Origin of the sequence: Photobacterium satsumensis (genome assembly GCF_050336935.1) — a bacterium.
Taxonomy (GTDB): Bacteria; Pseudomonadota; Gammaproteobacteria; order Enterobacterales; family Vibrionaceae; genus Photobacterium; species Photobacterium satsumensis.
This window is the reverse complement of the sequence record NZ_JAKJSK010000008.1, coordinates 334078-356696: the sequence shown is the minus strand read 5'-3', so window position 1 is coordinate 356696 and position 22619 is coordinate 334078. Positions and strand designations below refer to the sequence as shown.

General features: G+C 49.6%; 23 protein-coding genes. 10 read left to right on the top strand and 13 right to left on the bottom strand.

Annotated features, from left to right (window positions below):
- Positions 1-251 precede the first annotated feature (251 nt).
- On the top strand, positions 252-1400 hold the full coding sequence (yiaY, locus tag L4D79_RS17790; protein ID WP_428652906.1) for an L-threonine dehydrogenase: 1149 nt from the start codon (positions 252-254) through the stop codon (positions 1398-1400).
- 90 nt (positions 1401-1490) lie between these two features.
- Here the strand turns inward: yiaY and L4D79_RS17785 are convergent, their stop codons facing one another.
- Together L4D79_RS17785 and L4D79_RS17780 are read right to left on the bottom strand one after the other, a co-directional pair.
- On the bottom strand, positions 1491-2642 hold the full coding sequence (locus tag L4D79_RS17785; RefSeq protein ID WP_428652905.1) for a diguanylate cyclase domain-containing protein: 1152 nt from the start codon (positions 2640-2642) through the stop codon (positions 1491-1493).
- 12 nt (positions 2643-2654) lie between these two features.
- Positions 2655-3152 carry a putative pterin-binding protein gene (locus L4D79_RS17780; protein WP_428652904.1) on the bottom strand — a complete coding sequence of 166 codons (498 nt, stop codon included), beginning with the start codon at positions 3150-3152 and terminating at the stop codon, positions 2655-2657.
- A 468-nt stretch (positions 3153-3620) separates the two neighbouring features.
- Between L4D79_RS17780 and L4D79_RS17775 the strand changes: the two genes are divergently transcribed.
- The 5 genes from L4D79_RS17775 to L4D79_RS17755 all read left to right on the top strand — a co-directional run bounded on the left by L4D79_RS17775 (position 3621) and on the right by L4D79_RS17755 (position 8021).
- Entirely contained in the window at positions 3621-4277 is a 657-nt protein-coding gene (locus L4D79_RS17775) for an ABC transporter permease (RefSeq protein ID WP_039458410.1), read from the top strand.
- 26 nt (positions 4278-4303) lie between these two features.
- Positions 4304-5425, top strand: a complete 1122-nt coding sequence (locus tag L4D79_RS17770) for an ABC transporter ATP-binding protein (protein ID WP_428652903.1) — start codon at positions 4304-4306, stop codon at positions 5423-5425.
- A 3-nt stretch (positions 5426-5428) separates the two neighbouring features.
- Positions 5429-6160, top strand: a complete 732-nt coding sequence (locus tag L4D79_RS17765; protein ID WP_428652902.1) for an ABC transporter permease — start codon at positions 5429-5431, stop codon at positions 6158-6160.
- 20 nt (positions 6161-6180) lie between these two features.
- The gene (locus L4D79_RS17760) at positions 6181-7083 is read left to right on the top strand and encodes a glycine betaine ABC transporter substrate-binding protein (protein ID WP_428652901.1); all 903 of its coding nucleotides are present in this window, start codon (positions 6181-6183) and stop codon (positions 7081-7083) included.
- A gap of 92 nt (positions 7084-7175) precedes the next feature.
- Positions 7176-8021 (top strand): nitrilase-related carbon-nitrogen hydrolase, encoded by an 846-nt coding sequence (locus L4D79_RS17755; protein ID WP_428652900.1) that lies wholly within the window; start codon positions 7176-7178, stop codon positions 8019-8021.
- A gap of 64 nt (positions 8022-8085) precedes the next feature.
- Here the strand turns inward: L4D79_RS17755 and cls are convergent, their stop codons facing one another.
- On the bottom strand, positions 8086-9543 hold the full coding sequence (cls, locus tag L4D79_RS17750) for a cardiolipin synthase (protein WP_428652899.1): 1458 nt from the start codon (positions 9541-9543) through the stop codon (positions 8086-8088).
- A 380-nt stretch (positions 9544-9923) separates the two neighbouring features.
- Between cls and L4D79_RS17745 the strand changes: the two genes are divergently transcribed.
- The 4 genes from L4D79_RS17745 to L4D79_RS17730 all read left to right on the top strand — a co-directional run bounded on the left by L4D79_RS17745 (position 9924) and on the right by L4D79_RS17730 (position 13700).
- Complete coding sequence (locus tag L4D79_RS17745) at positions 9924-11357, top strand: sodium-dependent transporter (RefSeq protein ID WP_428652898.1); 1434 nt, start codon at positions 9924-9926, stop codon at positions 11355-11357.
- 193 nt (positions 11358-11550) lie between these two features.
- Positions 11551-12237 carry a TIGR01621 family pseudouridine synthase gene (locus L4D79_RS17740; RefSeq protein WP_428652897.1) on the top strand — a complete coding sequence of 229 codons (687 nt, stop codon included), beginning with the start codon at positions 11551-11553 and terminating at the stop codon, positions 12235-12237.
- 247 nt (positions 12238-12484) lie between these two features.
- Entirely contained in the window at positions 12485-12694 is a 210-nt protein-coding gene (locus tag L4D79_RS17735) for a hypothetical protein (RefSeq protein ID WP_428652896.1), read from the top strand.
- Between the two features lie 67 nt (positions 12695-12761).
- Positions 12762-13700, top strand: coding sequence for a class I SAM-dependent methyltransferase (locus L4D79_RS17730; RefSeq protein ID WP_428652895.1), 939 nt, complete (start codon positions 12762-12764; stop codon positions 13698-13700).
- 212 nt (positions 13701-13912) lie between these two features.
- Here L4D79_RS17730 and gspS2 read toward each other — a convergent pair whose 3' ends face one another.
- From gspS2 to L4D79_RS17680, 10 genes are all read right to left on the bottom strand, one after another.
- Positions 13913-14302 carry a type II secretion system pilot lipoprotein GspS-beta gene (gene gspS2, locus L4D79_RS17725; protein ID WP_428652894.1) on the bottom strand — a complete coding sequence of 130 codons (390 nt, stop codon included), beginning with the start codon at positions 14300-14302 and terminating at the stop codon, positions 13913-13915.
- A 24-nt stretch (positions 14303-14326) separates the two neighbouring features.
- A complete protein-coding gene (locus tag L4D79_RS17720) occupies positions 14327-14626 on the bottom strand; it encodes a YciI family protein (RefSeq protein ID WP_428652893.1) in 300 nt (99 codons plus the stop codon).
- A gap of 230 nt (positions 14627-14856) precedes the next feature.
- Positions 14857-15252 (bottom strand): acyl-CoA thioester hydrolase YciA, encoded by a 396-nt coding sequence (gene yciA / locus L4D79_RS17715; RefSeq protein ID WP_428652892.1) that lies wholly within the window; start codon positions 15250-15252, stop codon positions 14857-14859.
- Positions 15253-15266: 14 nt separating this feature from the next.
- A complete protein-coding gene (locus L4D79_RS17710; protein WP_428652891.1) occupies positions 15267-15806 on the bottom strand; it encodes a septation protein A in 540 nt (179 codons plus the stop codon).
- Positions 15807-15915: 109 nt separating this feature from the next.
- A complete protein-coding gene (locus L4D79_RS17705; protein ID WP_428653070.1) occupies positions 15916-17190 on the bottom strand; it encodes a dicarboxylate/amino acid:cation symporter in 1275 nt (424 codons plus the stop codon).
- Between the two features lie 380 nt (positions 17191-17570).
- Positions 17571-18380 (bottom strand): tryptophan synthase subunit alpha, encoded by an 810-nt coding sequence (trpA, locus tag L4D79_RS17700; RefSeq protein WP_428652890.1) that lies wholly within the window; start codon positions 18378-18380, stop codon positions 17571-17573.
- Positions 18380-19570, bottom strand: coding sequence for a tryptophan synthase subunit beta (gene trpB / locus L4D79_RS17695; RefSeq protein ID WP_428652889.1), 1191 nt, complete (start codon positions 19568-19570; stop codon positions 18380-18382). The genes trpA and trpB overlap by 1 nt, the downstream gene beginning before the upstream one ends.
- Positions 19571-19582: 12 nt before the next feature.
- Positions 19583-20953, bottom strand: coding sequence for a bifunctional indole-3-glycerol-phosphate synthase TrpC/phosphoribosylanthranilate isomerase TrpF (gene trpCF, locus L4D79_RS17690; protein ID WP_428652888.1), 1371 nt, complete (start codon positions 20951-20953; stop codon positions 19583-19585).
- Between the two features lie 2 nt (positions 20954-20955).
- Positions 20956-21966, bottom strand: a complete 1011-nt coding sequence (gene trpD, locus L4D79_RS17685; RefSeq protein ID WP_428652887.1) for an anthranilate phosphoribosyltransferase — start codon at positions 21964-21966, stop codon at positions 20956-20958.
- Between the two features lie 31 nt (positions 21967-21997).
- Positions 21998-22612: an aminodeoxychorismate/anthranilate synthase component II gene (locus L4D79_RS17680; RefSeq protein WP_428652886.1), complete on the bottom strand. Its 615-nt coding sequence runs from the start codon at positions 22610-22612 to the stop codon at positions 21998-22000.
- Positions 22613-22619: the final 7 nt, after the last annotated feature.

Here is a 22619-nt window from a genome sequence, read left to right as displayed (position 1 = left end):
TAGTGTTTCCAGTAGTAGACAATTATGGCGTGTAACTTGTTGATTTGGTGATCTAGCTCAAACTACATCGCATGAATTTTTCCTGTGAATTTATAACTTGTCCAAGATCAATTTGTTGCACACATTTCAGGTGGTAGCTTTTATTCGCAGAGAGTAAGACGGATTACGTCTAGCCTGTTTAAGCATAACGAAAAATGCTGTCTATAAGCTGGCTAAGGTAATTAGTTTTTGATAATTATGGAGAATTTATCATGAGTAGTGCATTTTTTATCCCAGCGGTAAACTTGATGGGCGCGGGCTGTTTGACTGAAGCGGTAGACGCGGTGAAAGCTCATGGCTTTAAAAAAGCCCTGATTGTGACTGATAAAGTGCTTAGCCAGATTGGAATGGTAAAGCAGGTTGCGGACTTGCTATCACAGCGTGATGTTGATTCTGTTGTCTTTGACGGTACACAACCAAACCCAACCATTGGTAATGTGGAAGCGGGGTTGGCACTGCTGAAAGACGGTGAATGTGATTTCGTGATATCGCTTGGCGGTGGTTCTCCGCATGACTGCGCCAAGGGTATTGCCTTGGTAGCGGCCAATGGCGGTAAGATTGCCGACTACGAAGGTGTCGACCAATCAGCCAAACCTCAATTGCCGCTGGTTGCTATCAACACAACAGCCGGCACGGCAAGTGAAATGACTCGCTTCTGTATCATTACTGACGAAGCGCGCCACATCAAAATGGCCATCGTTGATAAAAACACCACACCGCTGATGTCGGTTAACGATCCTGAGCTGATGCTGGCTAAACCGGCGTCTTTGACGGCGGCAACTGGTATGGATGCACTGACTCACGCAATTGAAGCTTACGTGTCTACTGCTGCGACGCCAATTACCGATGCTGTTGCAATCAAAGCGATCGAACTGGTCCAAGCCCATTTACGCACCGCAGTAAACGATGGCCAGAACATTGAAGCCCGTGAGCAAATGGCGTATGCGCAGTTCATGGCGGGAATGGCATTCAACAATGCCTCGCTAGGCTATGTGCATGCGATGGCGCACCAGCTTGGTGGTTTTTACGATCTACCACATGGTGTATGTAACGCGGTATTGCTACCACATGTTCAGCGTTATAACGCGCAGGTTTGTCCTGACCGCCTAAAAGATGTGGCAAAAGCGATGGGCGTGAATGTGGAAGGTATGACAGCAGAGCAGGGCGCTGATGCGGCACTGGAAGCGATTCAGATACTGTCCAAAGATGTCGGTATTCCAGCAGGTTTACAGCAGTTGGGTGCCAAAGAAGAAGATATTGCCGTGTTGGCAGACAATGCGTTGAAAGATGCATGTGGCTTTACTAACCCGAAACAAGCAAGCCACGAAGAGATTTCTTCTATCTTTGCTGCGGCAATGTAAGTCTTTTTCAACCACTGCATTAAATATACCCAAGTTATTTTCGCCCACCACAGGTGGGCGTTTTTTTGCCCTTTTTTTGGGGACCAGAGGTTAAAGACTTTTTGTAAACGGTTTTACTTTGGAAGTGGTGCTACCGGACTTCGCCGTTTGCATCATGGGGGGAGTAAAATGCAATACCCCATTCTTACCTTGTTGTTTGACCTCGTACATTGCAAAGTCAGCTTGTTGCAGGACTTCACTTACACTCGACGCATTGAGCGGGTATTCACTGCTGCCGATGCTGGCGGAAATCGGGAACGTTTTGCCATTCAGTATTGTCGGCTGCTGGAAACTGTTGAGTAGTTTTTGGCTGATATTGATTTCATGCTGCACCGAGAGAGATTCAATAACCGCAAACTCATCTCCGCCCATACGGGCCACGTGGTAGTGCTCTCCGCTTAGTGCTGCCAGCCTGTTGGCGACGATGATCAGCAGCTCATCCCCTATGTGGTGTCCTAGGGTATCGTTGACCAGCTTGAAGCTATCTAAATCAATGAGGTAGAAGCGAAATGGCTGCTTGGTCTTGACTAATTCGTTAAGGCGCTGGTTGAGCCACAACCGGCTGCGGATCCCGGTTAGGGTATCGCTCATCGCCAGCTTGCGCATGGATGTTGATTCGCGCCACAGTGCCCAGTATAAAATCCCGCCCAGTAGTACGATGGCACAGAGTAGGAAGTAGATAAGTAATTTCATCGTTTGGGTCGCTTCTACCCGCTTTAACAGATCACCGCTAGAAAGGCGGAACTTATGGCTGAGAAAAATCACTAGGTTTTCATAGCGTTCTTTTACCTGTTTGATCAATACATTGTCAGATTCACCCGTCTCAAGGGCAATGAGTTGCGGCTCGATAGACTGGATATAGGCAAACTGTTTGCTGATTTGGTGGTAGGCACCATCAAAATGATAGAGGTGGCTGATATGGGAGTTGGTCAGAATGGTTGTGAATCGGCTCCACAATATTTCATATTGCAGCATCATATCATTATGGTCACTACTGCCAGCCGCGTAGCGGTGTAGTTGATGATGGAACTCGGCATACTCCTTGTTAAGTTGGAGTACGTACCATGCTGCTTCATTCTGGCTGTTGGCAATGGTGTCTGAATTGCGTTTCAAGGCTGCCACGGCAATCAGGATACTGATAATAAGCAATGGTGTTAGGTAAGTGAGCACGAATGCGATTTTACGGCTACAACAACTTCCCATATCACAACTCGGCTATTGGGCTTCGATAAATGTCAGTTGCCAAACCATATTGGCAAGATGCTTGGTTTCGGCGGCTTCTGGGTGTTCATTGAGAGAGATAATGACCCAATAGGGACCATAATCGCGAACTTTTAAGTATTGGCCATCTTTTTTTATAGCCAGTAATGGGTTGTATTGTTTGATGTAGTCATGACTGATGACGACGGAGTAATCGTTGAGGGCAAGTAGCTTGAGCTTGCTGGTCGATAAATTGAAATGCTCGAGGAGGGTGAGTAGGCGGACTCCCTCGAAAGTGGCGCTTTGCTTAAGCCAAGGTAAGTCGGTTGACAGTGTTGTTTGGGGAAGCTGCTCGAGCTGTTCGCGTGCAAGCTCATGTGTCAGCTTTTCGCCTGATGGGGTGTACCCGGCAATCGCGAGTGGGATAGATTGTCCCCATGCCGTAAATGCAATGCACATAGACAATGTAATAAGAAGACAAAACATCATTAGCTTCGAACGCGCTTGTCGCATTGGCTCTCCCCCAATATTCATCCTGAATGATATCCCTAAGTAAGTTGAAGGCGCTTACTTCAGCAAACATCTTGTAGTCACTTGGATATAATTGTAGTTGCTTATCTTGAAGTTGAGGCAAAGTTTTCCAAACAAAATACAACGAGCTCATTGTAATTTTCACATTTCATGTTTTCTTTCAAATCAATGAATTATTCATTGAATGTTTGTTTTTTGCTCATCATTAAGTAGTGAGATCAAAATAATTTCTGAAAAAACTTGAGGTAGTCAGGGTAACTCACTAGAATCCCCCTTCCTTTTTCGCCTGTATGACTTCTGGTCAGACAAGCGATTCTTATGGTGAAAACCATGTCTATCAGGGCGGAGCCCCTGTTTTGACAACCGTGTGGTTGTATCAATGTTTCCGGCATCTAAGCGGAAATGATCAATAAACAATCTGTGTTCAACTCTTAAATCCAGGAGTGCAAATTGGAAATTTTCAATTTCGTTCTGGACAACTGGGATGTCATTGTCTCTCGAACTGTAGAGCATCTGTCGTTAGTTAGCTTGGCGGTTGGCCTGGCTATGATGACAGGGGTACCTATTGGTATCGCAATTACCCAGAATCAGCGTGTAGCCAATGTGGTGCTATACGTTGCGTCCATTATTATTACGATCCCTTCTATTGCCTTGTTCGGGATCATGATCCCCGTGCTGTCGATTATCGGCCAGGGTATTGGTTATCTGCCAGCAGTGATTGCAGTTTTACTGTACTCGCAGTTGCCCATTATTCGTAATACCTATACCGCAATTAACAACGTTGACCCCGCTTTGCGCGAAGCGGCGAGGGGCATCGGCCTGACCAACATGCAGCGCTTGCGGTTGGTTGAGATCCCACTGGCTATTCCGGTGATTATGGCGGGTGTGCGCACTGCTGTCGTGATGAACATCGGTGTTATGGCTATCGCAACTTATATTGGTGCCGGTGGCTTGGGGACGTTTATTGCACGAGGGATCAGCCAGTCTGATCCGCGCCAGCTGATTGTTGGTGCTGTAGCTGTGAGCCTGTTGGCCATTTTTGCCGATACGGTACTGGCGAAAATCCAGAAGAAATTCACACCAAAAGGTGTCGTCGTTCACGGCTAAGTTTTACGAATTAAGAGGGCGTTTTCATGATCCAACTTGAGAACCTGACAAAAGTTTTTGAAACACCACAGGGTGTGGTGACAGCGGCCGATCATATCAACATGGAAGTACCGACCGGCGAAATCTGTGTCCTGCTGGGCCCATCAGGCTGTGGTAAAACCACCACGCTGAAGATGATCAACCGCCTGGTAACGCCAACATCTGGCCGTGTCCTGATCAACGGCGAAGACACAACCGGTATCGATACCGTAACGCTGCGCCGTAACATCGGTTACGTTATCCAGCAAATCGGTCTGTTCCCGAACATGACCATTGAAGAAAACATCAGCCTGATCCCGAAACTGATGGGTTGGGATGCCAAGCGTTGTACCCAGCGAGCGAAAGATCTGCTGGATATGGTCGCACTGGATCCCAATGCCTTCATGAAGCGTTACCCGAATGAACTTTCAGGTGGCCAGCAGCAGCGTGTGGGTGTGATCCGTGCGTTGGCGGCCGATGCACCAGTACTTTTGATGGATGAACCTTTTGGTGCAATCGATCCCATCAACCGCGAAGTGATTCAGGAAGAATTCCTGAAGATGAACAAAGAGCTGAAGAAAACCATCATGTTCGTTTCCCACGATATTGATGAAGCGGTGAAGATGGCGAATAAAGTGGCAATCTTCCGCGATGGTCAGCTTGAGCAATACTCAAGCCCAGACCAGCTTTTGGCCCACCCTGCGACCGACTTTGTCGCTGATTTTGTCGGTACCGACCGCACATTGAAGCGCCTTCAGTTATCAACTGCCGGTGAAGTGATGGATCGTCAGGTGCCAACGGTATCACCAAATGACTCGCTTGAAGTTGCTCTGCAGCGTATGAACGATTACGGCCACGGCATGATTGTGATGGTGAACAACCAGCAGCAGCCTATCGGTATGATCACCAAGTCAGTGGCGATGAGCCAGCGCGGTTTGTGTAGCGATCATTACGACGGTCTACCTATCCTGATGAAACAAGAGCAGGATTTACGTGCCGTTGTTTCTAAGATGTTTGCCCATGATATTAGCTGGCTGGCTGTTGTTGACGAGCAAGGCCAACTATGTGGCGAAATTTCACAGCGTGGTATTACACACCACCTGGGAGCCAGTTTCCGTAAAAAGGGGTAAGGGATGAAGTCAATTAACTTAAGCCCTTATTTCAACGCTCTGCTGCTGGTTACGGTATTCCTGTTGGGGATCTGGGTGCAGTCATCAGGTTTCGTCGAACAGTTTATTCATTACTGGGACGAAATTCTGTACCTGTCGGGCCACCATATCAAGCTGACTTTGATTTCTGGCTCTATCGCGATCCTTGTGGGTGTACCGGTTGGTATTATCCTTAGCCGTCCGTCCTACCGGAAGTCGGCTGATGTGGTGATGCAGATCTTTAACATCGGTACCACGGTACCAACGCTAGCTGTGCTGGCGCTGTCGATGAGCTTCTTGGGTATCGGTGACAAGCCAGCAGTCATCGCACTGGCTTTTGCCTCGGTGTTGCCAATCTTGCGTAATACCTACACGGGCTTGCTATCTGTACCTGCACACTTGAAAGAGGCGGCAACCGGTATCGGCCTGACGCCGATGCAGCAGTTGGTGAAGGTGGAATTGCCTAACGCGATGTACGTCATTATGGCGGGTATCCGTACCGCATTTGCTATCAACATTGGTACGGTGCCGCTGGCTTTCCAGATTGGTGGTACCGGTTTGGGTGAGCTGATCTTCGCCGGTATCGACCTTTATGATACGCCGATGATGTTGGCGGGTGCGATCCCAACCGCGGTATTGGCACTGATCATGGATGTGATATTGGGTTTTGTGACCTTCCTGATTGTGAGCAAGGGTGTAAACCCTAACCGTAAGTAATGGCACGGAGTGAAACAAAGATGAAACGCGTAATCTCTTTATTGGCTGCCGTGGCCACTGTGTTCTCGGTAATGGTGTTCTCGGTCTCGTCCCAGGCCGCGGGTAAGCTTGTGGTTGGCGGCAAGGGTTATACCGAGCAGCTGATTATGTCTTCGATGACGGCCCAGTATCTTACCGGCTTAGGCTACGATGTGGACCAGCGTGATGGTATGGGCTCAACAGTCCTGCGTACCGCGCAGCTGAACGGTCAGATCGACCTGTACTGGGAATATACCGGTACCGGTTTGGTGACGTTCAACAAAGTGGTTGAGAAACTCAATCCTGAAGAAACTTACCAACGGGTAAAAGCGTTGGATGAAAAAGTGGGCCTGATCTGGCTTGACCCATCACAGGCTAACAACACCTATGCATTGGCAATGCGTAAAGACTTTGCCAAAGAGAAGGACATTGAGTCGATCACCGATATGATGAACTGGCTGCAGTCTGAAGATGGCAAAGACGCGCAGATGGCCAGTAACGTTGAGTTTTCGGCGCGCCCGGATGGCTTGAAGTCACTGCTTGAAGCGTATGAGTTTGAGATGCCGCGCCGTAACTTGCGTAAGATGAACTCAGGTTTGGTTTATCAGGCGCTGTCACAGGAAGTGGTTGATATCACGATGGTATTCGCGACGGATGGCCGCGTAAAGGCGTTTGATTTCTATGTGCTGAAAGATGATCGCAACCATTTTCCTAACTACGCACTGACGCCGGTTGTTCGACAGGACTCACTTGCTGCTAATCCGCAATTGGCAGAACAGTTGAATGTACTGTCGGCGCTGATGAACGATACCACGATGTCGAGCCTGAATGCCCAGGTCGATGTGGATGGTCTGTCGATTGAACGTGTGTCTCGCCAGTTCTTGGAGCAAAACGGTCTGCTGTAATTCACGGCAAGTACCTAACGTTTACTAAGGCCAGCGTATGCTGGCCTTTTAATACCAACTCAGTATTAAACAGGTTGGTATGAGGTTTTAACATGACGAAAGAAGTATTACATGTTGGTATTGCCCAAATCGCCCCTGTGCTGGGTGATGTTGAGGCCAACCTGGAAAAGCACCTTCACTATATCGAACAAGCCCGTGAGCAGGGTATTGAGGTGCTGCTGTTTCCAGAGCTTTCGCTAACAGGCTACAGCCTGCGCGAAAAGACGCTGGATGTGGCGATGGGGGCTGATCACCCGTTGCTTGAGCAGCTTGCTGATGCCGCTGGTGACATGGTCGTCAGCGCTGGCTTTATCGAAGAAGATCAGGCTGGTGAGTTCTACAATGCACAAGCAATGGTGAAAAACGGTCAGGTTGTTCACATCCACCGTAAATTGAACCTGCCGAACTATGGTGGGCTGGAAGAGGCGAAGTGGTATAGCAAAGGCCAAGATCTTGAGCCTTGCACGCCTATCACCGGCTGGCCGATGCATACTCTGATTTGCGCCGATCTATGGAACCCGGCTTTGCCGCACCTAGCGATGCTGGACAAGCCGGCACTGATGCTGGCTCCGGTCAACTCGGCGGCTGATATTGTGTCTGATGAGTTCTCCAACCCGCAAGGTTGGAAAACCAATACCGACTTTATCTCGATGACCTACGGCGTGCCTGTGATGATGGCAAACAGCTGTGCCTTGGAAGGCAATAGCCGTTTCTGGGGTGGCTCGCGCATCTTGGATGCCTTTGGCAACTGCTTGGCAGAAGCGGGCGGTGAGGAAGCCTTGATCAGTGCTACGGTATCAATCAAAGATACCCGCGAGGCGCGCTTCCAGCTACCGACTATCCGAGATGCAGACAGCCGTTTGGTGCTGGATTTGTTGGCGAAGCGAATTGGTAAATAAAGACAATAAAAAAGGCCTTAATGGCCTTTTTTATTGCACGAAGCTTCAGCTTACAATATTTAATCTACAACAACGGGCTGAACATGTAGAAGAACTGTTCAATCAACTTGTTGCTGATATGCCGCTCTTCCCACTCGGCCATATCGACCAAACTTGAGTCGCTCATATATTCTTTCTGTAGCCAGTTTAGCTGCTGGGTGAACTCGGGGTTATCCACCGCCAGCGTCACCTCAAAGTTCAGCCACAGGCTACGCATATCCAAGTTAACCGTGCCAATCAGACAGTGGGTCTTGTCGATCACTACTGATTTGGTGTGTAGCAAACCGCCATGGAAGCGGTGAATACGGACGCCAGCAGCAAGCAGTTCCGAGAAAAAGGAGCGGCTGGCCCATTCCACCATGATGGAGTCATTCTTATCGGGGATGATGATATCGACAGTGACTCCGCGGTGTGCTGCGCCTTTCATTGCATGGAGCAAGTTTTCGCTCGGCACAAAATACGGCGTGGTGATCACCACACTTTCTTTGGCTTGGTAAATGCTCAGCAGCAGTGCTTGATGGATGATTTCATCAGGCATGCCCGGCCCAGATGGGATCACCTGGATCATATCTGAAGCTTCTGCCTGGCTGGGTAGCGAGCATTCAGGAAGTTGCGGTAAGAAGCGCTCACCGGTTTCAACTTCCCAGTCCCACGCTTGGATACCGTTAAGCACCGCAACAGATGGCCCTGTTACCCTGACCATGACATCAATCCACTGGCCGACGCCGGCATCGGTTTTGAAATAGGCTGGGTCAACCAAGTTCATTGAACCGGTGTAGCCGATGTTCTCGTCGATGACAACAATCTTGCGGTGCTGACGCAAGTCCATCCGGCGTAGGAACATCCTAAATGGCGTAACGGCCAACGCCTCGACAATTTCAATGCCGGAATGGCGCATAAGCTTTGGCCAATGGGAACGGAAGAAACGCATGCTGCCAGCCGCATCCAGCAACACCTTCACCTCGACCCCGCGCTTGGCCGCCATAATCAAAGCGGTCGCTACTTCATCGGCCAGTCCACCGGGATGCCAAATGTAAAACTCCAGATGAATAGAGGCTTTGGCTTGGTGGATATCTTCGATCAGAGAACGCAGTATCGTTTGCGGCGAGTCTTGCAGTGAAAGGCTATTGCCACTCAAGGCCGGGATCCCTAGTCGATTTTCGCATAAATCGCTAATAGGGCGGGCATGCTCGCTCATCAGTTCTGGTTGGTGGCCGGGACAGTCATTGAGGCGCTGGAACCAGTCAGCGAAAGGCTCAAACATGACTTTGGCTCGCTGGGCGCGTTTTTTTCCTAAATTGAGCTCACCAAACAACAGGTAAGCGATCACCCCGCCGATCGGGATGATAAAGATGATCATGAGCCAGGCAAGTGAAACACCGACCACTCTGCGCTTGAAGACAATGCGCATAGTGACGGCAGCGATCATCAGCCAATAGAAGAAGACGCTAGCCCAGACCAGGATTTGATAGAACTGTTCCATTCGTATCTTTAATAAGAGTTTGTAATTTTACTCTATTTTGCATTGAAACTAGCGGAATACCAGCGAAATTTCACACGAAATATGTGCTAAGTTTGATAAGAGGAAATCACTGAATTGTAGGAGTAATGTGAAATTAGCACGTGTTATTCGTGCAAAAGATAAGCGAAATGCTAAGAAATGATGTAAAAAAGCAGTAAATAATCAAAATTTAGAAGCGCGGGCTTCACATTCTAATCGCAACCTGTTTTACTTGCCATATATAGAGCGTCAATAACTATCCTATAAGTGTACACATAACTTTGCACATAAGTTTACACAACATATTCTCGACGCCTATTACTAGCAAACTCTAGCAAACACAACAAAACCTTGGAGAGAACGTGGCTACTAGTAATACAACCACACAACCCCGTGATAATTGGGGGTCAAAATTAGGCTTCGTTATGGCCGCGGCAGGATCCGCAGTAGGTCTTGGTAACATCTGGAAGTTCCCATACACAGCTGGTGAGAGTGGTGGTGGTGCTTTCGTAGCTATTTACCTATTGTTCGTTATCTTTATCGGTTTCAGCGTCATGCTGACTGAATTTGCCGTGGGCCGTAAGACGGGCCTTTCCGCAGTAGGTGCATTTAAATCAACTGATCGCCGTTGGTCATTCGTCGGTGTGATCGGTGTGGTTAGTGGCCTGCTTATTATGGGCTTCTACCCGGTCGTTGGTGGCTGGGCTATTGCTTACATCTACAAAATTTCGACAGGTCTACTGAGCACACCAGAAGCGATTGGTGATAGCTTTGGTAGCTTTATCTCGAACCCAATCCAACCTCTGTTCTGGATGGGCTTATACCTTGTCTTCAACATCCTGGTGGTAATCAAAGGGATTTCAGGCGGTATCGAGAAAGCAGGTAAGATCTTGATGCCTCTACTGTTCGCTATCCTGATCATTGTGGCAATCAAAGGCCTAAGCCTTCCGGGCGCAGCAGCTGGTCTTGAATTCCTATTCAAACCTGATTTCTCCAAAGTTGACAGTACGGTTGTATTGGCAGCACTGGGTCAGGCGTTCTTCTCCTTGAGCTTGGGTATGGGTTGTATGATCACATACGGTAGCTACCTGAAGAAGAAAGAAAACTTAGTGCAAACTACAGCAATGGTAACGGCAATGGATACCGCTGTTGCAATCCTTGCTGGTGTGGCGATGTTCCCAGCCATGTTTGCATTCAGCATGGAACCTGCGGCTGGCCCGGGTTTGATCTTCGTTGTTGTGCCTCAGCTATTTGCTGAAATGGGCGGCATTGTGGGTCTACTGCTTGCACTGCTGTTCTTCGTTGGCTTGAGTGTTGCGGCATTGACGTCTTCGGTATCGCTGCTAGAAGTCGTGGTGTCTTACCTGATTGACGAAAAAGGCATGAAGCGTTCAACAGCGGTGTTCTCGGCAAGTGCTGTCATGGCTGTGCTGTGTATCTTTGCATCGCTTTCTCTTGGTGGCTTAGGTCCAACATTGTTCGAGACCGGTGCGTTTGATATTTTTGACCTGCTAACTGATAAGATCTTCTTGGCCGTTGGCGGCATGCTGGTCTGTATCTTCGCTGGCTGGCGCCTGAGCCGTAGCGAACTTGAAAAAGAAATCACTAATGACGGTGAATTCAAGTTCCCACTGTTCGGCCTATGGTACAACCTAGTGAAGTACGTGATCCCATTCGCTATCGCGATTGTAGCAATTGCTGGTGTGAAGGCAGGCTTTGACAGCGGTAAAGGTGAAATCATGGTACTGGGCCTTGCCATTATTGGTCTTGGTGCCTTGGTTTCTAAGAAGCTGTAAAACCAAGAAACTGTCATTCCACATAAGCTGACCCCATAAACCGGAATACAGCTTAACACCTCTAAGCGGGAGCCAATGGCTCCCGTTTTTTTTTGCTTGCGGGAATCTGTGGGAATGGCTCTGTGGAAATATTAGCGATAAGCGGTATACTTCGCACTCCAACGCCGGAGCCCTCAGCCAAGAGCCAATCAATATGTTCGATATTCTCCACACCCACCCAGACTTTCTTGTGATTAATAAGCACCCTGGGGTGTCAGTTCACAAAGACGATGGCGATGTGATGCTACTGCAGGAAGTGGCGAAACAGAGTGGGGATAAGCAGCTTTATCTCATCCATCGGTTGGATAAGATGACATCAGGCTTGCTACTGCTCGGTCGCAACCGTGAAGCCGCCGCTGCGTTATCTCAGTGTTTTGCTGACCGCGACGTCGAGAAGTTCTATTTGGCGATAGGCACCAAGAAGCCAAAGAAAAAGCAAGGCGTGGTCATCGGTGATATGACCCGCTCACGACGCAGTAGCTGGAAGCTGGAAAGCAGTCGCGAGAACCCTGCGGTCACCCAATTTTTCTCTGCCGCCGCAGGCCAAGGCCGACGCTTGTTCTTGTGTAAACCGCATACTGGAAAAACCCATCAGATCCGTGTCGCCTTGCGCAGCGTGGGCTCAGGGATCACCGGTGATAATATTTATGGCAATGAATCGGCGGATCGTGGTTATCTACATGCCTATGCGCTGCGCTTTTCCTATGCTGAGCAGCAGTGGCAATTTATCTGTCAGCCATCGCAGGGTGAATTATGGCAAGTCGCCGAAACCCAGCAGGTATTGGCCGAGTGGGCCGCGCCTTGGGAATTGGCTTGGCCGCTTTTACCTGGAAAAAAGTAACTGAGTACCTGGAAAAAAAGTAACTGGGTTTCGGAAAAGAGGTAATGGCGGTGCTGGTTGCCTTTTAACCACTATTTGGTAGGTTGATGTAGAAAAATAGGGCTTAATGATAATGAATTGTTTAAACCCCGTGTTTTTCCTTGTTAAATCCAGGTCGACTGCTGCTATTTTGACCTTTCACAAATTACATTACCGTAAGGTTTCACCTATAATACCGGTCTAGGACTTACCTAGACCGAGATTCAATATGCGCCTTACCCGCTCCGTATCGCTTCGCATGCGATTGAAGAAAAAAAAGAACCAATCACGTTTTTGGGGGCTGGCGTCATTTCGTCGACAACGTAAAATAGTCAAAAACCGTACCCGCCGCCAGCGCCAAATTCGCCTTCAGGCAGAGTACGTTCACCTCGCTAGCTGCCGCCAACCTGAACAAGAAAATCTCAAGCTTGTCGCGTGATGCTATTTCGTTTTGAACGGAATGGAATCTATAATACCGCTCCTCAATTTCCCAACGCAGTAGAACTATGGAACCGAGTGCATTAGTAAACCTTGAGCAACACCTTATGGCTGAACTGGCGACACCGCCAAATGAAGTGCGCCGGTTATTCCATGGCCGTGGCCGTTGCTGGCCGGGTCTTGAGCAGTTGACTGTCGACTGGCTAAGCGGACAAGTTCTTGTTTCGCTGTTTAAAGAACCGTCTGAAGAATTCTTAGTACAATTGCAGCACATGGCTGAGACATTGGTTGAAACCCCAGTGTGGCAACAATGTGGGGCGACATCGTTACTGCTCCAGCACCGTGATCGCCAAGGCTCACCGATGGAGGTACTGTGGGGTGAGAGCAGCGAATACCAAGATGTGGTTGAGAATGGCCTCACGTTCAAGTTGGATCTTGGCCGTAAGCAGAACAATGGCTTGTTCTTGGACATGCGCTATGGCCGTGATTGGGTTATGCGTCATGCAGAAGGCAAGCGAGTGCTTAACCTGTTCGCTTATACCTGTGGTTTCTCTGTCGCTGCTATTGCCGGTGGGGCAGAGCATGTGGTTAATCTTGATATGGCCAGAGCTGCTCTGAGCCGCGGCCGCGATAACCACCACTTGAACCAGCATGACTTGTCCAAAGTTAGCTTCCTTGGCCATGAGTTGTTCAAGTCGTGGGGCAAAGTACGCAAGCTTGGCGCGTATGATCTGATCATCATCGACCCGCCATCGTTCCAAAAAGGCAGCTTCGCCTTGACCAAGGATTACCAGAAAATCCTACGTCGTTTGCCTGACTTGCTGACAGAAAACGGTCAGGTACTCGCTTGTGTCAATGATCCCGGTGTGTCGTCTTCTTTCTTGATTGAGGGAATGGCAGCGGAAGCGCCAGAACTGGTTTACCAGCACCGTTTGGAAAATCCACCGGAGTTCAAGGATATCGATCCGGAAGGTGGGCTGAAAGTGCTGCTGTTTGAGCGCTCGTAATTTCCCAATAGCCCAAAAGAAAAACGCCAGCAATGCTGGCGTTTTTTTCGAAGGCTTTAAATCATCAGGATGAAAATTTCAAAAACGCACGAGTACGTCCATGTAGCTCTAAGCCTTCTTCCCTGAAGGCTAAGTTTTGAAATTTTATCCAGCTGTATAAAGCTTTAGTTGGTTGGGTTGATTACGGGTAAAAAAACGCCAATCGCCCGTTACTAATTCGCTAATTGACTACACACATCTGCAGTGATCGGCTGAGTCACCATAGGGCGGCCGCGCATGTCCATAATCACGATATTGTAATTTACCCCCTCGCTAACCATTGGGCTTAGCTCGTTGCTGTTGCAGTAGTTGAGAGCGGCACTTTTGGCGGCCTGTGTCGGTGGGGTTTTACCGCCACCGCCGTACAAGATGGTAATTTCGACAATGTTTTCCCGTGCTTGGGCTTTCATGATCTGGTATTGATCAATTTTCTCATACGGGGCTTTGTTGTTGATAGCCATAGCTCGGGCTCTCGCCAAATCCATGATGGCTTGCTCTTCTTTATTTGAAGCACAGCCTGCCAACACGACAGCGCCTAATAAAACGAGGGTGCGTTTTAGCATAACGTTGTTATCTCAAATTACGGGTTATGGGAGTACTTTCTTGAACGGTTTGACGATAACTTTCTCGTAGACACCGGCTTCGATGTACGGATCGGCATCGGCCCAAGCTTGGGCATCGTCCAAGGAGCTGAATTCTGCAATCACGGTCGAGCCAGTAAAGCCAGCTTCACCTGGATTTTCACTGTCGATGGCGGGCATCGGTCCAGCAACCAATAAACGGCCTTGCTCTTGGAGATCTTTCAGTCTTGCCAAATGTTTTTCGCGCACACTCATACGGCGCTCAAGGCTGTTTTCAACATCCTGGGAAAAAATAACGTACCACATGTAGCTCTCTCCTTGAAACTGCCGACCTCAGCCTATGTAGGTGAACTTTAGGAAGGCGGCAATGTGTGACAAATTTTTCCTATCATAAATGAAAAAAAAAGCCCTAGCATTATGTTAGGGCTTTTTTGCGGATTTCTGCACTGTTCTATACCAGTCTACATAAGTCTGTGAGCGCCATTGTGATAGCAAATGGCTTAGATCAATGACTTATAAAGATTGGCACAATAAATTTATTTTTTAACTGGGCGTGGGCGGCCGTTACTGTCAATGGCAACATAGTTAAATGTCGCTTCACATACACGGTAGCGATCACCGACAGCATCAATTGCTACAGGCTTAACCCATACTTCAAGTGCTACGCTCATTGATGAGTTACCGATACGGCTACATTCGCCGTAGCAACATACTACATCACCCACGCTGACTGGGGCTTTGAAAGCGATGCTATCGACGGACACGGTAACAACGCGTCCACCTGAGATCTCTTTCGCTAAGATAGCGCCGGCTAAATCAAGTTGAGACATAATCCAGCCGCCAAAAATATCACCGTTGGCATTGGTGTCGGCTGGCATTGCAAGAGTGCGAAGCAACAATTGCCCGCGAGGAATATTATTTTCTGATGTCATGATGCGACTCTATACTACTCTGAATCGGGTTCTTTTGGCATATGGTGGTAAATATAGCCGCCGGTGGCAATGGTGAAGATCAAAGTCAGGATTAATAGACCGAATACTTTGAAATTAACCCACACATCGAGCGGTAAACGGAAGGCAATATAGACATTCACGACGGCACATACAACGAAAAACAGTGCCCAAGCGCTATTGATTCGGTTCCAGACCTTATCCGGTAGGCTGAGTTCTTTGCCTAACATGCCTTTTATCAGCGGCTTACCTAACAACTGGCTGATAGCTAGCCCAGCAGCAAAAATACCGTACACAATGGTGACTTTCCATTTGATGAAGTTTTCATCGTGCATAAAAATGGTTAACCCACCAAACACAGCAACGATGACAAACGTCACCAGCTGCATCTTTTCTACCTTTTTATACAGCATCCAAGTGACAACCAGTTGAATGGCTGTCGCGATAATCAATGCCCCAGTCCCGACATAGATATCATGGGTTTTATAGAGAATAAAGAATATGACCAGAGGAATAAAATCAAACAGTTGCTTCATGTTGGGAGCCAGTACCATGGGGTTATGTGGCTATCATATATCAATAAGCAAAAAGCTGCAGGTTTAACCCTGCAGCTCTTGGTGTGACTCTAGGTGGCGCTAAGCTGAGTTAGCTGCGATGACTAGATTCTGGCTCTGGCGTGTCCTGAGGTGCATCATTGATCATATTATCGACAATAACGGCACACGCTGCGTCACCGGTAATGTTCAGTGCGGTACGGATCATGTCGAAGATACGGTCAAGAGCAAACAGTAGTGGTAGGCCTTCGATAGGGATCCCGGCGGCGAGCAATACCGCTACGACCAAGAATGAGGGCCCCGGTACACCGGCCTGGCCGATAGCACCTAAGGTAGAGGTAATGATAATGGCCATGTAAGCCCCCATACCCAGTTCAATATTAAACATCTGGGCAAAGAAGACTGCCACCAAACCGTAGTAAATAGCATTACCGCTCATGTTGATGGTGGCACCAAGCGGTAACACAAACGAGGCGGTAGAGTTTTTCACCCCAAGCTCTTCTTCACACACTTCCATGGTTACCGGCAGGGTCGCCATTGACGAAGCCGTAGATAGCGCGACGGCTTGCGGCTTTTTCATTGCTGATAGGAACTTAAGCGGAGAGGTTTTGCTGAATACTTTGATCATGGCGGGATAGAAGATAAAGCCATAGATCAGAATCGCGATGACGTACACCACAAAGAGCTTGAATACCACCATCAGGGCACCAAAGCCAAAGGTACCGACGGCATCAGCCATCAGACCAAAGACACCTAGCGGGGCAATTTTCATTACCACGTTGATCATCCATACCATGGCATCGACAATGGCATTCACCCCGTTGATCAGTGGGTCGCGGCGTTCTTTGTCCAGTTTAGAAACGGCTATACCGAAGAAAAGGCAGAACACTAAAATTTGCAGGATATTCGCTTCGTTCAGTGATTGGAAAACATTGGTTGGGATCATGCCTAGCACGGTAGCCCAGAATGTCGGCATCTCACCTTTGTCGGCATAGACGTTGGAGAACATGCCTTCCACACCTGTCATGTCGACGCCGACACCTGGCTGGAACACGACGCCCATGAACAGGGCCAGTGCAACAGCGACCGCCGAGGTCAGACCGAAAAAGCCCAGCGTCGACAGGCCGACTTTCCCTGCCGAGTGGCTACTACCAAGCCCGGCTGCACCGGAGATAATCGCCACGGCAACCAATGGGATCACCAACATTTTGATCAGATGGATGAAGATGCTGCCCAGCGGAGCAAACATACTTGCAGACTGGCCCATCATCGCACCGACGAGGGTTCCCACACACATGGCGATCACGACTTGTACGCCGATGTTGCCAAACAGTCCTTTTTCTTTTAACACGGTTAGATACCTCAGTTGTGTTCGATATTGTTCACAAATCTATTGGCAATTTGTTTTGTAATTGTGTGAATTGTTAACCCAATATTTTGTGCGTGTGTTTTTACACGGAAATATCATATCGATCAATCATTCATTTACTGGATTGATGTTATTAACTTTCAATGTTGCAATTTGTTGATACCAAGTATTAACAAGTTGGTTACTGTATTGGGAGAGGGGCAAGAGATCTTTGATCTCGATTAATATTAACGAACAGATTAGTCATCAGCTGGCAATAATGCCAACTTGAATAAGCCGTTGAGTAAATAAACGAGGTAGGTTGGTATTGGTCAAAAAAAGCCGCCCACAAGATATATTGGGACGGCTTTGGTATTGAAATTGATGGCTAGGGGCAATTAGCGCTTACGCGTAGCAGCCTTCATGTTGCTGATAAAGCTGTGCATGTTGCTTAGCATGGCATCGTGATCATCAAGGTTATTTTCAATCACTTTTACTACGGCAGAGCCAGAGATTGCGCCCGCCGCGCCGGCTTCGATGGCTTCGGTAACTTGCTGTGGTTCGGAAATACCAAAACCAAGCAGAGCCGGAGGTGCATCGTACGCCTTGAGGCTATCAAGCAGATGGTTGATTGGTGCGCCCGCTTTGGTTTCTGTACCGGTTACACCCGCGCGTGACAGTAGGTAGGTGTAGCCACCCCCAAACTCCGACACGGTTTTCAGTGTGGCTTCATCGGCATTCGGCGGTGCGATGAAAATAGGGTGGATGCCGTACTTGGCTGCAGCAACACGGAATTCTTCAGATTCCTTCACCGGTACATCGGCAACCAGTACCGAGTCAACGCCCGCTTCGGCGCATTGCTGGTAGAAGTTTTCGATACCGTTGGCAAACACCAAGTTGGCGTACATCAGCAGGCCAATTGGCATTTCTGGGTACTTGGCGCGGATCTGGCTTAGCAGATCAAAACACACTGCTGGGGTGGTGCCTGACTCAAGGGCACGGATCGTCGCGCCTTGAATCGTCGGGCCATCGGCCAGTGGATCGGAGAACGGGATCCCCAGCTCAAGGGCATCAGCACCTGCTTCTACCAAGGTCTCGATAATTTTCAGTGACTGCTCCGGATTCGGATCACCGATGGTCACAAAAGGAACAAATGCGCCTTCGCTTTTTGCCGCCAGGCGTTCAAATTGGGCTTGGTAACGATCCATTACAGCACTCCTTTTGCGTCTAGAATGTCGTGTACAGTGAAAATATCTTTGTCGCCACGGCCGGACAGGTTAACGACCAGTAGCTGCTCTTTTTCTGGGTTGATTTTAATCATCTTCAAGGCATGAGCCAGTGCGTGGGCAGACTCAAGTGCCGGGATGATCCCTTCGCTGCGTGCCAGCTCTTGGAAAGCATCCAGCGCTTCGTCATCGGTAACCGCTTCGTAAGTTGCGCGGCCAATGGCATTGAGGTGGGCGTGTTGCGGGCCAACCGATGGGAAATCCAGACCTGCTGATACTGAGTAAGACTCTTCAACCTGGCCGTGTTCGTCCTGCATCAACGGGGCTTTCATACCGAAGAAGATCCCCAGCTTACCGTGCTTCAGCGGTGCACCGTGCATGTCGGTATCCAGACCTTTACCCGCAGGCTCAACACCGATCAGGCCAACGCTTTCTTCTTCAATGAAATCAGCGAACATACCGATGGCATTTGAACCACCGCCCACACAAGCGATCACGGCATCTGGCAGGCGACCTTCTTTCTCAAGGATCTGCGCCTTGGTTTCCTCACCGATGATGTGCTGGAATTCACGCACGATAGTCGGGAACGGGTGAGGGCCTGCAGCGGTACCCAATAGGTAGTGCGCTTTGTCGTAAGTTGCAGTCCAGTCACGCATTGCTTCGTTACACGCATCTTTTAGCGTCGCAGAGCCAGAATGGACAGGGATCACTTCTGCGCCCATCAGCTTCATACGGAATACGTTCGGGCTCTGGCGCTCAACATCTTTGGCACCCATATAAACACGGCACTTAAGGCCGAGCAGTGCACAGGCAAGGGCTGTCGCTACACCGTGCTGACCGGCACCGGTTTCGGCAATGATCTCGTCTTTGCCCATGCGTTTAGCTAGCAGTGCTTGGCCAAGTACCTGGTTGGTCTTGTGAGCACCACCGTGCAGCAAATCTTCACGCTTTAGGTAAAGCTTGGTTTTGGTGCCCTTGGTGAGGTTTTGGCACAAGGTCAGTGCGGTAGGGCGACCTGCGTAATCTTTTAGCAGGTCGATAAACTCTTTCTGGAACGCAGGATCTTGCTGGGCTTCAACAAAAGCGGCTTCCAGTTGGTCCAATGCTGGGACGAGGATCTGCGGTACGTATTGACCACCGAATTCGCCGAAGTAGGCATTTATCTTATTCATGGTTTATTTTCCTTAATACTTTCTGATAGCCGCGAAAGCCGCTTTCAATTTCGTTGGGTCTTTTTTACCGGGTGCGCTTTCTACCCCGGAGTTTAAATCTAGTCCTCGGCAGCCAAGGTGGGCCGCTTCACAGGCATTGTCAGGGGTAAGGCCGCCTGCCAGCATGGTGATCTGCTTTTGCTCGGCGGGGATCAGGCTCCAGTCAAAAGCGATGCCTGTTCCGCCAGACTGGCTGCCGACCTTGCTGTCGAGCAAGTGGCGGTCGACCTGCCATTCACCCAGCTCAGGTGCCGTTTGAGTCACACCATGGGCTTTCCAAATTTCACACTCTGCAGGCAGTTGACCCTTCAGAGCCGCAACGTAGTCATGATCTTCATCGCCATGCAGCTGAACGGCTGAAAGCGATAGCGCTTTTGCTGCCTTGGTCACGGCGTCTGGATCGGCGTTACGGAAGACACCGACATATTTCAGTGGTGCGCCGCTCATCACCATACGCGCTTGTTCAATATCAACATGGCGAGGTGAGCCGGAGACAAAAATCAGGCCACCGTAGACAGCACCGCTTTGGTATGCGGCAGCGGCATCGTCGGCGTGGGTGAGGCCGCAGACTTTGTTTTCGCCAAGCAGAACACGACGTACTGCCATCTCGATGTTGTCTTCTGCCATCAGTGAGCTGCCGATCAAAAAGCCATTGGCGTAAGCCGACAGCTCTCGCACCTGCTGGTGGTTGTAGATCCCCGACTCGGAAATTACAATCGTTCCTTCTGGTAGGCGAGGGGCTAGCTCTTTGGTACGGTTCAGGTCGATGCTGAGATCGCGCAGGTTGCGGTTGTTGATACCGACCACCTTGGCCTTGAGGGCAATGGCGCGCTCAAGCTCTTCTTCATTGCTGACCTCGGTCAGGATACCCAGGCTAAGCTGCTCGGCAACCTCAGCCAGCTCAAGGTACTCCTCGTCGTTTAGCACCGAGAGCATCAACAAAATAGCATCGGCATTATAGTGACGTGCCAGATAAACTTGATAAGTATCAATCATGAAGTCTTTGCACAACACTGGCTGGCGGACTTGGTTGCGTACCACTGGCAGGAAGTCAAAGTTACCCTGGAAATATTTTTCGTCAGTCAGTACCGAGATAGCACTGGCATGGCCGTTGTACACCTTGGCTATCATGTCGAGGTCGAAATCCTGGCGGATCAAGCCTTTGGACGGTGACGCTTTTTTACATTCCAGAATAAATGCCGCCTGATCACCCGATAGGGCCTCGTAGAAGCTGCGATCACTTGGCACCAAGCCAGCTTTGAAGGTATCAAGCGGTTGCTCGGCCTTGCGGGCTTCAACCCAGATGCGTTTGTCAGCGACAATTTTTGCTAGAACCGTTTCCATCTTTAACCTCGTGCTGCTAGTTGGCCGACAAGCTCAAAGGCTTTGCCAGATTTCATGACATTGATGGCCTTTTCGGTATTGGCTTTGAGATCTTCGTGGCCGAATAGGCGTAGCAGTAGGGCTACGTTGACCGCGACAGCCCCCATCTGGGCATCGGTGCCTTTACCGGTCAGGATATTGGTAATAATGGCACGGTTTTCTTCCGGCTCTCCACCCTTGATCGCGTCAAGCGGGTGGCTTTCAAGGCCGAAATCAGCCGGGGTCAAGGTATATTCAGTGATCTCACCGTTGATGATTTCAGCAACCGTGGTTTCGCCATGGATTGCGACTTCATCCAAGCCGCTGCCGTGAACAACGGCTGCACGCTTCATACCCATAGCAGCCATGGTTTCGGCAATCGGGCGAACCAGCGAAGCGTCGTAGACACCCATCAGCTCGATGTTAGGGCGAGCTGGGTTAATCAAAGGACCCAGCACATTGAAAATGGTACGGGTTTTTAGTGTCTGGCGAACCGGCATCGCATGGCGAACACCACCGTGGTACTCCGGGGCGAACAAGAAACAGACACCCAAATCGTCGAGCGCTTCACGGGCGGTCTCGGGTTTCATTGCCAGATTGATACCGAATTTATCCAGTAGATCCGATGAACCCGACTTGCTCGATACGCCACGGTTACCGTGCTTGGCGACCTTGACGCCACAAGCGGCAGCCACGAAAGCGGCTGTGGTAGAGATATTGATGGTGTTGGCACCGTCACCGCCGGTACCGACGATATCGGCAAAGTCGTACTCGGGGCTTGGGAACGGGTTGGCGTTGGCAAGCAGTGCCTTGGCGGCTCCAGCGATTTCTGCTGGCGCTTCACCCTTGATTTTCAGCGCAGTCAATACTGCTGATAGCAATACCGGCTCGACTTCGCCCTTGATGATGGCATCAAACAGGGTCTGGCTTTCTTCTTGGCTCAGTGTCTGTTGGTTGTAGAGCTTGTCGGCAATGGTGTAGATGGTCGCATCCATAATTAAAATCCTTATTGTCTATACCGGCTGATTATTGGTTCGGCTCATTATTGTCGGTCGGTGACGACGTGACCCAGTCCAGCGTATTGGTCAGTAGCTGGGCACCTTGGGTGGTGAGGATCGATTCGGGGTGGAACTGGTAGCCACACACGCGATCCTTATCGTTGGTCACCGCCATGACCAAGCCATTGACACCGGCAATGATATCCAGGCTCTCGGGGACAGTCTCGGCAACCAGAGAGTGGTAGCGGGCAATGGACAGCGGGCTTGGCAGTTCGCCAAACACATCGTGACCGGTGTGGCTCATCATGGCTGATTTGCCATGGACAATTTCGCCTGCGCCCGACACTTTGCCGCCATAGGCTTCGACAATGGCCTGATGGCCAAGGCAAATGCCGATCATCGGTACTTTTCCGCGAACCTGCTTGATGAGTTCTGGCATACAGCCCGCATCAGCTGGTGCACCAGGACCTGGTGACAATACCAGTACCGGATTGTTTTTTTCAGCCAGCGCCTGCTCCATTTGCTCGACCGTCAGGCTGTTGCGGTAAATCGTGACTTCGCAGCCCAGCGAGCGGAACTGATCAACCAGGTTGTAGGTAAAGGAGTCAAAGTTATCAAGCAATACAATATGAGGTTGGGACATCAGTGGC

Excerpts from the sequence above, each read along its gene's own strand:
- L4D79_RS17765 (WP_428652902.1), top strand. The coding sequence starts at position 5,429 with ATGAAGTCAATTAACTTAAGCCCTTATTTCAACGCTCTGCTGCTGGTT.
- L4D79_RS17710 (WP_428652891.1), bottom strand. The coding sequence starts at position 15,806 with ATGAAGCAACTGTTTGATTTTATTCCTCTGGTCATATTCTTTATTCTC.
- L4D79_RS17785 (WP_428652905.1), bottom strand. The coding sequence starts at position 2,642 with ATGGGAAGTTGTTGTAGCCGTAAAATCGCATTCGTGCTCACTTACCTA.
- trpB (WP_428652889.1), bottom strand. The coding sequence starts at position 19,570 with ATGAATAAGATAAATGCCTACTTCGGCGAATTCGGTGGTCAATACGTA.
- L4D79_RS17780 (WP_428652904.1), bottom strand. The coding sequence starts at position 3,152 with ATGCGACAAGCGCGTTCGAAGCTAATGATGTTTTGTCTTCTTATTACA.
- trpA (WP_428652890.1), bottom strand. The coding sequence starts at position 18,380 with ATGGATCGTTACCAAGCCCAATTTGAACGCCTGGCGGCAAAAAGCGAA.
- L4D79_RS17755 (WP_428652900.1), top strand. The coding sequence starts at position 7,176 with ATGACGAAAGAAGTATTACATGTTGGTATTGCCCAAATCGCCCCTGTG.
- cls (WP_428652899.1), bottom strand. The coding sequence starts at position 9,543 with ATGGAACAGTTCTATCAAATCCTGGTCTGGGCTAGCGTCTTCTTCTAT.
- L4D79_RS17770 (WP_428652903.1), top strand. The coding sequence starts at position 4,304 with ATGATCCAACTTGAGAACCTGACAAAAGTTTTTGAAACACCACAGGGT.
- yciA (WP_428652892.1), bottom strand. The coding sequence starts at position 15,252 with ATGACATCAGAAAATAATATTCCTCGCGGGCAATTGTTGCTTCGCACT.
- L4D79_RS17760 (WP_428652901.1), top strand. The coding sequence starts at position 6,181 with ATGAAACGCGTAATCTCTTTATTGGCTGCCGTGGCCACTGTGTTCTCG.
- gspS2 (WP_428652894.1), bottom strand. The coding sequence starts at position 14,302 with ATGCTAAAACGCACCCTCGTTTTATTAGGCGCTGTCGTGTTGGCAGGC.
- yiaY (WP_428652906.1), top strand. The coding sequence starts at position 252 with ATGAGTAGTGCATTTTTTATCCCAGCGGTAAACTTGATGGGCGCGGGC.
- trpD (WP_428652887.1), bottom strand. The coding sequence starts at position 21,966 with ATGGATGCGACCATCTACACCATTGCCGACAAGCTCTACAACCAACAG.
- L4D79_RS17720 (WP_428652893.1), bottom strand. The coding sequence starts at position 14,626 with ATGTGGTACGTTATTTTTTCCCAGGATGTTGAAAACAGCCTTGAGCGC.
- L4D79_RS17730 (WP_428652895.1), top strand. The coding sequence starts at position 12,762 with ATGGAACCGAGTGCATTAGTAAACCTTGAGCAACACCTTATGGCTGAA.
- L4D79_RS17735 (WP_428652896.1), top strand. The coding sequence starts at position 12,485 with ATGCGCCTTACCCGCTCCGTATCGCTTCGCATGCGATTGAAGAAAAAA.
- L4D79_RS17740 (WP_428652897.1), top strand. The coding sequence starts at position 11,551 with ATGTTCGATATTCTCCACACCCACCCAGACTTTCTTGTGATTAATAAG.
- trpCF (WP_428652888.1), bottom strand. The coding sequence starts at position 20,953 with ATGGAAACGGTTCTAGCAAAAATTGTCGCTGACAAACGCATCTGGGTT.
- L4D79_RS17680 (WP_428652886.1), bottom strand. The coding sequence starts at position 22,612 with ATGTCCCAACCTCATATTGTATTGCTTGATAACTTTGACTCCTTTACC.